The organism is Amycolatopsis sp. NPDC054798, assembly GCF_053611505.1.
This window is the reverse complement of sequence record NZ_JBSHAM010000043.1, coordinates 43,549-52,706: the sequence shown is the minus strand read 5'-3', so window position 1 is coordinate 52,706 and position 9,158 is coordinate 43,549. Positions and strand designations below refer to the sequence as shown.

Genomic DNA, 9,158 nt, shown 5'->3' with positions numbered 1-9,158 from the left:
GAATCAGATTCCCTCAAGGAGCCCTTCACGGACCTTTGCCGGAGCCAAAAGCCACCCGCCCGGAACTCAGCGTTCGATCTGCTCGGCCTGAGTGACCTTCTTGACGTACAGCAGCCGGTCCCCCGGCTCCAGCGCGTCCGCCTGCGGAGCGTCCACCCGGTACAGCACCCCGCCGCGCACCACGCCGAGCACCGTGTCCGGCAGATGCCTCGGCGACCCGCCTTCCTCGCTCTGCTCGATGCTGCGCTCGGCGATCGCCAGCCCGGACTCCGGCGTCAGCAGGTCCTCGACCATGTCCACCACGAGCGGGCTGGACGTCGCCATCCCGAGCAGCCGTCCCGCGGTTTCGCTCGACACCACGACCTGGTTCGCTCCGGACTGCTTCAGCAGGTGGACGTTCTCCGCCTCGCGCACCGACGCCACGATGTGCGCCTTCGGAGCCAGTTCGCGCGCGGTGAGGGTGACCAGCACGGCGGTGTCGTCGCGGTTCGGCGCGACCACTACGGCTCGCGCGTGCTGCACGCCCGCGACGCGCAGGACGTCTGCCCTGGTCGCCGATCCGTGCACGGTGACAAGCCCGAGCGCGCTCGCCGCGTCCAGCGCCTGCTGGTCGGTGTCGACGACCACCACGCGATTGGCCTGCACCTCCTCATCGCCGAGCAGCGCGTTGACCGCCGAGCGGCCCTTCGTGCCGAAACCGACGACGACGGTGTGGTCACGCACCTTCGTCCTCCACTTCTGGATTTTGAACGCCTGCCGGGAGCGCTCGGTGAGCACTTCCAGGGTGGTCCCGACGAGGACGATGAGGAAGAGCACCCGCAGCGGCGTGATCACGATGACGTTCACCAGCCGCGCGGAAGCGGTGGCCGGGGCGATGTCGCCGTAGCCGGTGGTCGAGAGGGACACCGTCGCGTAATAGAGCGAGTCGAGGAACGACAGGCCGTCGCCGTTCGCGTCGCGGTAGCCGTCGCGGTCGAGGTAGACGATCAGCACCGTGGCCAGCAGCGCCAGCAGAGCGCCGATGATCCGCTTGACGATCGCCCGCATCGGGCTGACTGTCAGCTCCGGCATCCGGATCACGCCGACGAGCTCGTGGTCGGGCCGGTCGTTCAACCGGACGTTGAGGGGCAGCCGTTTCAAGGCCTTCATGCACCGGCTCCCCGCGCGCGTTCGGCGTCACTCACAGCGGGGAGGATAACCCAATCGGAGCACCCGCACACCCGTCGCGGCGATCATGCTGTGGCAGGCTGGCCGCATGTCCGAGCCCCGCGCGTCGCAACGTCCGGCCCATCTTCTCGCCGCCCTCCTCGCCGGGGCGGGAGTTCTGCACTTCGCGCGGCCGAAGCCGTTCGACGCGCTGGTCCCGAAGGAATTGCCCGGTGACCGGCGCACCTGGACGTACGCCTCGGGCGTCGCCGAGCTGACCGTGGCCGCCGGGATCGCGCTGCCGCGCACGCGCCGGCTGGGCGGGTTGGCCGCGGCGCTGCTGTTCGTCGGGGTGTTCCCGGGGAATGTGAAAATGGCGTTGGATTATCAGCGACGCGGCCGTCCTGCCCGGGACCGCGCGATCGCGTGGCTGCGGTTGCCGTTGCAGTGGCCGTTGGTGAGCTGGGCGTTGACTGTGCGCGACCGGGGCTAGCTCTTACTCCTGCGGAACGTTGCGCAGCAAGGCGCGCAAGCCTTCCGCGTCCAGCAGATCCGCCGGGCGCAGCGTGTGTCCGTGCCGGACATAGTGGAAGGCCGCGCGCACTCGATCCACCGGGACCTTCTTCAGCGCCGCCCACGCCAGCCGGTACGCACCGAGCTGAATGGCCAGTGCCGGCAACCGTTCCTCGGACGGGACGGAGCCGGTCTTCCAGTCCACCACGGTCCAGCCACCGTCCGGATCCGCGTACACCGCGTCCATCCGGCCGCGCAGAGTGATGCCTTCGACATCCGCGGAGAACGGCACCTCCACGGCCACCGGGACCCGGTCGGCCCATTCGCTGTTCTCGAAAGCTTCTTGCAGGGCTTCGAAATCGGTGTCCGGGGCCTCGCCGACGTCCGCCGCGCCGGGGAGGTCGTCGATCTCCAGCAGCCGGTCGCCGGAGAAACGTTGTTCCAGCCAGCTGTGGAACGCGGTGCCGCGGCGGGCGAACGTGTTGGGCGGCAACGGAAGCGGGCGACGCAGGCGTTGCGCAAGAGCGTCCGCATCGGACGCCAGGTCCACCAGCTGGCTCACGCTCAGCTGCGCGGGCAGGGCGACGCGGTCCACTGTGGACTGCGAGCGGGCGCGTTCGGCGAGCAGGACGTCAGTGTCGGCGGCCCAGCCGTCCGGGTCCTCCGGATCTATGACGTCCTCGTCGTCGTCTTCGAAGTAGTCCTCGTCGGGGAGGTAGTCCTCTTCGTCCTCGGGTTCCGGCGGCAGCGGGATTTCGTCGTCTTCGGCTGCCGGAAGAGGTTCCGGTTCGGGCTCCGGCTCGGGTTCTTCCTCCAGGGCCGCCATTTCCGCCCGCAACAGGTCGACCCCGGTAGCCACGCCCGACCGCCGGTCGCCCAGCGGGTCCACCGGCCACTTCGCCGTCCGGGAGTCCGCGACCAGCGGGTTCTCCTCTCCTTCGGCCGGTTCGTCGGCCCAGACGTCCACGACGCCCAGCGGCGGCTCCGCCTCGTTCATCACCTCGGCGATCTCGGAGAGGAAGATCGACGGCCCCTTGGCGCGCGTGCTGCTTTCGTTCCACCAATGCCCGGAGACGAGCAGCGCGCGCTCGGAACGGGTCAGCGCGACGTAGCACAACCGTCGCTCCTCGTCGGCTTCGCGCGCGACGAACCCTTCCTCGTGCAGTTCCAGCGCTTCCTGCACTTCTTTGCGGTCGTAGCCTTCCGAGATCTGCAACTTCGGCAGATCCGCCGCGTCACCACGCAAATGTGCGGGCAGCGCGGTAGAAGTGCGCAGCCAGGACGACGAACGACGCTTGCCCGGGAAAACCTCAGCGACCAGGTGCGGGACAGCCACCACTTCCCATTCCAGCCCCTTGGCGGAGTGCACGGTCAACACCTGCACCCGGTCCGGAACCACCTGAACTTCACCGGGAGTAAGACCGTCTTCCGCGTGCGCAGCGGTGTTCAGATAGTCCACAAAGGACAACAATGTCGCCGTGGGCGCGGTCTCCGCGTAATCGGTGACGACTTCGGCGAACGCGTCCAAATGCGCGCGACCCGCCGACCCGGGGCGGGCGAGCGATTCGACGTCGAGCAGCATCGTGCGTTCAACGTCCGCCACCAGTTCGGGCAGAGACTGATCCAGCCGACGACGCAGCGCAGTCAATTCCGCGCCCAGGCGGCGAATCCGGCGGTACCCCTCCGCTGAGTAGCGTTCGGGCGCGCCGGGTTCGTCGACGGCGTCGATCAGCCCGGCCTGTTCGGCGCGTTCGACGACCAGTTCCGGTTCGTCGCCTTCTTGCGCGCGCGGCTCGGGCGAGGTGAGTTCGTTGGCCCGCCGCCACAACGCCGCGACGTCCGCCGCCGCGATCCGCCAGCGCGCACCAGTCAGCAACCGAGCCGCCGCACTGCCGGCCAGCGGATCGGCGAGCACCCGCAGCGTGGACACGAGGTCGGCGACCTCCGGTTCGTCCAGCAAGCCGCCGAGCCCCACGACCTCCACCGGCAGCCCGCGCATCCGCATCTCGGCCGCGATCGGGGCCATGTCCGCCCGGCGGCGCACCAGCACCGCCGCGGTGGGCGGCTTGCCGGATTCCTCTTTCTCCGCATGCCAGCGCTGCGCCATCGCGTCCGCGACCCATTCGCGTTCCGCGCGCACATCGGGCAGCAGGGCGACCGCGATGTCCGCTGGCCCGGCACCGTCTCGCGCGCGCAGCCGCTCGACGCCGAGTCCGCGCTGCCGCAACGGTTCCGAAATCGCGTTGGCCAGCTCCAGGATCTCCGGCGGATTGCGGAAACTGGTGAGCAGCCCGAATTCGTGCGCGGTTTCGAGCCGTTCCTCGCCTCTGCGCGGGAAGTCTGTGGTGAATCGCGGCAGGTTCGCCGCGCTCGCGCCGCGCCAGCCGTAGATCGCCTGGGCCGGGTCGCCAACCGCGGTCACCGGCATCGGCGGATGCTCAACACCGCCGAACAACGACCGCAGCAGCACTCGCTGCGCGTGCCCGGTGTCCTGGTATTCGTCCAGCAGCACGGCCCCGTAACGCTCGCGCTCCCCCGCGACCACCGCCGGATATCCGTCGGCGAGCTGCGCGGCCAGCGACATCTGGTCCGCGAAGTCGAGCGCGCCTTCGGCTCGTTTACGGCGGTGATAGTCCTCGACCAACGGCAACAGCGAGAGCCGAAACCGTTGCGCCGCCAGCACTTCCTGCAGTTTTACCGGCAACGAAGCCCGCTGTCCTTTAGCGCGCGGAGCGTTCTCGATGACCTCGCACAGCCACTCGGTGTACTGCCCGAGTTTCTCCGTCGAAATCAAATGCTCGCCAAGTTCACCAGCGAGCGCGAGCAGCTGTGCGGTCACTGTGGGCGGCACCCGGTCAGTGTCCAGGTCGTTGTCCCAAGTGGACACAACTCGATGCGCCAGCTGCCAAGAAGAAGTCTCCGACAGCAATCGGACGCCCGGCTGTACCGGAAGCCGCAACCCGTGCTCGGACAGCAAACGCCCGGCGTACGCGTGATAAGTCAGCACGGTCGGCTCGCCCGCGACCACTGTGGACCGCAACGCACCCGACGGATCGATCTTCTCCAGCAGCCCCGAACCCGCGAGCCGTCGCAACCGCGCCCGCACCCGCTCGCCGAGCTGACGAGCGGCTTTCCGGGTGAAGGTCAGGCCGAGCACCCGTTCCGGGCTCACGATTCCATTGGCCACCAACCAGACCACGCGCGCGGCCATGGTTTCGGTTTTCCCCGCGCCCGCGCCAGCGACGACCAGCGACGGCTCGACCGGCGACGCGATCACGGTCGCCTGCTCGGGCGTCGGACGATGCAACCCCAGTGCGTCAGCGATTTCCGCGGGTCCGACAGGGTTGGCGAGGACCACTGGGCTCACGGGCCGGTCACCTGACGGCCTTCTGGACGCAACGGACAGCAACTGCGCGCCGGGCACCGGTCGCAGTCAGCGTTCTCGTGTGCCTGATAGTCCGGGCCAACCGCGGCAGCGGCGGCCGACCGAACGAGTTCCAGCCACTCGCGTCCGCTGTCCTCGTCCATCGGCGGCTGATCCCGTTGCGTGGCTCCGGTTTTGTTGTTTCCCTTCGCGACGTACACGAGTTTCGCGCCGCCGGGCGTGTTCTTGCCTTCGACCGCGCCCAGCAGCACCGCCAGCTGGTACGCCGCGAGCTGCGGGTGTTTCTCCGCGTCCGCACTGGACACCGGGACCTTGCCGGTCTTGATGTCCACGATCACCGGGCGACCGTCCTTGTCCATCTCGACCCGGTCGACACGGCCGCGCAGCAGCACGCGCACCTCTTCGTCGCCCATCGGCAACTCGACCTCGATGTCCTGCTCGACACCGGCCTCGATCAGCTCGCGCCGCGACATTTCCAGCCACGACACGAAGTTGCGCAGCATCAGCTCCACTCGGGACCGTTCCCGGCGGGAAAACCACGGCGCACCAGCGTCCACGCGCACCCACGCCTCGTCCAGCGCAGCCTGGATCTGTTCCTCAGTGCTGCCGCCCGCGATCGCTTGCGCCAGACCGTGCACGAGAGTTCCGGTCACCGCCGCCAGCTGCGCCGGGTCACTGCCGCCATGCCGCTCGATCAGCCAGCGCAGCGGGCACTTCACCAGAATCTCCACAGTGGACGGCGAGATCCGCATCAGGTCGCCGGGCCCGTGCACCGGCTCCTCGGTGGACGCTTCCATCAACCCGTACCAAGTGTCCGGATGCGCCCCCGGAACCCCAGCTGCGGCCAGCCGGGCAAGCTGTTTCGCCGCCCGCTTCCGCCGCTCCGGGTCCGTCTTGTCGTCGCACACGACTTCACGCAGCTCGCCGACCAATTCAGCCAGCACGAGCGACCGGCCCGGCGGCTTCATCCGGGAGTCGAGCATGCCGTCGTCGGCACCGTTTTCCTCAAGGTCGTCGAGGAACCGCGACGGTTGCTCGTCTTCCCCGGCCACCGCCGTCACCAGCAGCGTCCGGCGCGCCCGGCTCGCCGCGAGGTAGAACAACCGCCGCTCCTCAGCAAGGATCGGCGCGATGGCGGACACCTTGTCGTGCTCGTCCACTCCGGACAGCAGGTCGACCAGCCGCTCGACGCCCAGCAACGACCCGCGCAGCCGCATGTCGGGCCACGCGCCCTCCTGCACCCCGGCGACCGCGACGACTGTCCACTCGCGACCCGCTGACGCGTGGGCGGTGAGCAGCGAAACCCCTTCGCCCGGGATAGCCGCCGGAGCGAGCGTGTCACCCGCGATGTTCTGCGACGACAGGTAATCCGCGAACGCCGCGACGCTCGCCTTCGGCAACCGGTCGGCATACCGGCCCGCCGAATCGAACAACGCCACCACCGCGTCCAAATCGCGGTCGGCCTGCGCACCGAGCGAGCCACCGCGATCCACCAGCCGCAGCAATCGTTCCTGCAGCCCGCTCGCCTGCCACAGCTCCCACAGCACCTGTTCGACGCTTTCACCACGGCTCACCGCCTGGTGCGTGACACTCAGCAGCGCGCTGACCCGACGGACCGGCAGCGCCTCGTTGTCCGCGAGACCGACGAGAATATCCCCGCCCCGCAACGCTTCCACGAGCAATTCGTCACTCGACCGCTGCCCGCCGCCAGCCAGCTCCAACCGACGCAGGCCGCGCCGCAACCGCCGCAACGCCAGTGGATCAGCCCCGCCCAGCGACGAGGACAGCAGCATCTCCGCGATGTCGACGTCCAGCAACTCCGGCTCCGCCGCAATCCGCAACACCGCCAGCAACGGCCGTACCGCGGAGTGTTTCGCCAACGGCAATTCCTCAGTAGCCGAACCGATCGGCACCCCGGCCGCGCGCAAGGCCCGTTGCAGCACAAGGAACGTCCGTGCCGGAGACCGCACCAGCACCGCCATCTCCGACCACGGGACCCCGTCGACGAGATGCGCCCGGCGCAGCTGGTCGGCGATCCAGCTGGCCTCCGCCGCCGGAGTCGGCATCAGCCGCACTCGCACCTTGCCGCCGCGTTTCCCCTGCGGGGTAACCAATTTGCGATGCGGCGAGGCGCCGGGCAACGTAGCCCCGAGCTTCGCGACCGCCGCCCGGACAGTCGGAGCGAGCCGGTGCGACGTGGTCAGCATGACCGTCCGGTCGCCATCGGTGTCGGAATCGGCGAACAACTTCGGATCCGCGCCGCGGAAGGAAAACACCGACTGGTCCGGATCGCCGGCCACCACGAACTCCTCCGCGGTGTGCCCGATCGTGCGGATCAGCTGAATCTGCAACGGATCCAGGTGATGCGCGTCGTCCACGAACAAATGCCGCACCCGGCCTCGTTCGCGCTCGCGCAGCTCGTCGTCGTCCTCCAGCGCGAGCAACGCCGACGTCACCAGCTCAGCGGCGTCCAGCGCGGGCGCGGCAGGCAGGCCGAGCGCGTTTCCGCCAGCCCCCTGCAGCTGGGTGACCTCCTCGTACTGCGCCCAGAACTCCCCCGCGGCGACCCATTCCTCGCGATCGTGGCGATGCCCGAGTTCGGTCAGGTCCTCCGGACCGAGCCCTCGCTCAGCCGCACGCATCAGCAGGTCGCGCAGTTCCTCGGCGAACCCGGGCACGGTCAGCGCCGGACGCAACTGCTCGGGCCACCCGGTCGCGCCCTCCTCCAGGTCGCCCTCCAGCAGTTCGCGCACGACGACGTCCTGCTCCGCACCGGCGAGCAACCGCGGCGGCGGCAGTTCCTCCGCGCGCGCTTCCAGGCGCAGCAAGGAAAACGCGTATGAATGCACTGTGCGCACCAGCGGTTCACTCACCGTGCGCGGCAACGGAGACTCCTGATCCGGGTCGGAGGTGAGCCGCCGCGTGAGGTCGGCCCGCAACGCGTCCGCCGCCCGGCGGGACGTCGTGAGCAGCAGCACGCTCTCCGGATCCGCCCCCTCCGAGATCCGGCGCGCGGCAGCGGTGGCGAGCAGCGCCGTCTTGCCCGTGCCCGGCCCGCCGAGCACCCGGCGGAACCCGGCCGGAGCCGACAGCAGCCGGCGAGCGTCCTCGTCCCAGGTGAACGTGGGTGCGGCGGGGACCGGCGGGCGCACCAGCCGCGCCTGCCCGTTTCCCGCTCTCCGCACGTGCACATCAGCGATGGAACCATGCCCGCTCACCCGGGTGGCGCACCGGCACACCCCTCGGCGGGACTATCATCTGCTGGGTCATGAACGACGAACTGCACGAGCGGATACGCGCAGTCATCACCGACGTACCGGCGGGGACAGTCGCGACGTACGGCGACATCGCAGCGCTCTCCGGCGCCCCCTCTCCGCGCATGGTCGGCCGCGCCCTCGCCGAGGACGGCCACGACCTGCCCTGGCACCGCATCCTCCGCGCGAACGGCACCCCCGCGCCGCATCTGCTGCACGAACAGCTGGAGCGGTTGCGTGCCGAGGGCGTGCTGGCGGACGGGGAGAAGGTGGACCTGCGGAAGTACCGCTGGCGTCCGGAGGGCGACGAGCCGGGCGAGGACGAACCGCCGGGCTTGTTCTAGGGACAGCTTGATCCGGGACGGCTTGCGGCGGGGGCAGCGTGTGGCGGGGGCAGCTTGCGTCAGGGACAGCTTGTGCCGGAGACGGCTTGTGCCGGGACGGCTTGTGGCGGGACAGCTTCCGGACCGCAGCTCCCCGACGGTGCCGCGACTCGGCAGGATGGCTCGACGGGATCCCGCCCCAATGCCACATTCGGTGCGTCAGATGCACCCAATGTGGCGTTCGGTGCGTCAGACGCACCCAATGCCACATTGGGGCGCTACTGGCCGAGCGCTCAACCTGCGGGGAGCATCGCTCAGCTCCCGATCTGGCAGACCCGGCAGACCCGGCCACCGAAGCCCGCCTGCCACTCACGCGCCGCCACGTTCCACTCGCGAGCCGCCACGCTGATCCACCTCGCCCCTCGGTCGGAACGGCCTCGCCCCCCCCACCGCCAGCACCTCGCCCCTCGGCCGGAACGGCCTCACCCCCGCCAGCACCTCGCCTCCCGGCCGGAACGGTCTCGCCCCAACCGCCTC

5 protein-coding genes are annotated in these 9,158 nt (G+C 69.7%); 2 read left to right on the top strand and 3 right to left on the bottom strand.

Annotated features, from left to right (window positions below; all coding sequences use genetic code 11):
• Positions 1-66 precede the first annotated feature (66 nt).
• A complete protein-coding gene (locus ACWGIC_RS25160; RefSeq protein ID WP_452078403.1) occupies positions 67-1,149 on the bottom strand; it encodes a potassium channel family protein in 1,083 nt (360 codons plus the stop codon).
• Between the two features lie 106 nt (positions 1,150-1,255).
• On the opposite strand from ACWGIC_RS25160, the gene ACWGIC_RS25155 reads away from it, so the two are divergent.
• Complete coding sequence (locus tag ACWGIC_RS25155) at positions 1,256-1,639, top strand: DoxX family protein (protein ID WP_452078402.1); 384 nt, start codon at positions 1,256-1,258, stop codon at positions 1,637-1,639.
• Positions 1,640-1,642: 3 nt separating this feature from the next.
• Here the strand turns inward: ACWGIC_RS25155 and ACWGIC_RS25150 are convergent, their stop codons facing one another.
• Positions 1,643-5,026, bottom strand: coding sequence for an ATP-dependent helicase (locus ACWGIC_RS25150; RefSeq protein WP_452078401.1), 3,384 nt, complete (start codon positions 5,024-5,026; stop codon positions 1,643-1,645).
• Positions 5,023-8,196, bottom strand: coding sequence for an ATP-dependent helicase (locus tag ACWGIC_RS25145; protein ID WP_452078426.1), 3,174 nt, complete (start codon positions 8,194-8,196; stop codon positions 5,023-5,025). The genes ACWGIC_RS25150 and ACWGIC_RS25145 overlap by 4 nt, the downstream gene beginning before the upstream one ends.
• A 116-nt stretch (positions 8,197-8,312) precedes the next feature.
• Here ACWGIC_RS25145 and ACWGIC_RS25140 point away from each other — a divergent pair, with 116 nt between their 5' ends.
• On the top strand, positions 8,313-8,642 hold the full coding sequence (locus ACWGIC_RS25140) for an MGMT family protein (protein ID WP_452078400.1): 330 nt from the start codon (positions 8,313-8,315) through the stop codon (positions 8,640-8,642).
• Positions 8,643-9,158 lie beyond the last annotated feature (516 nt).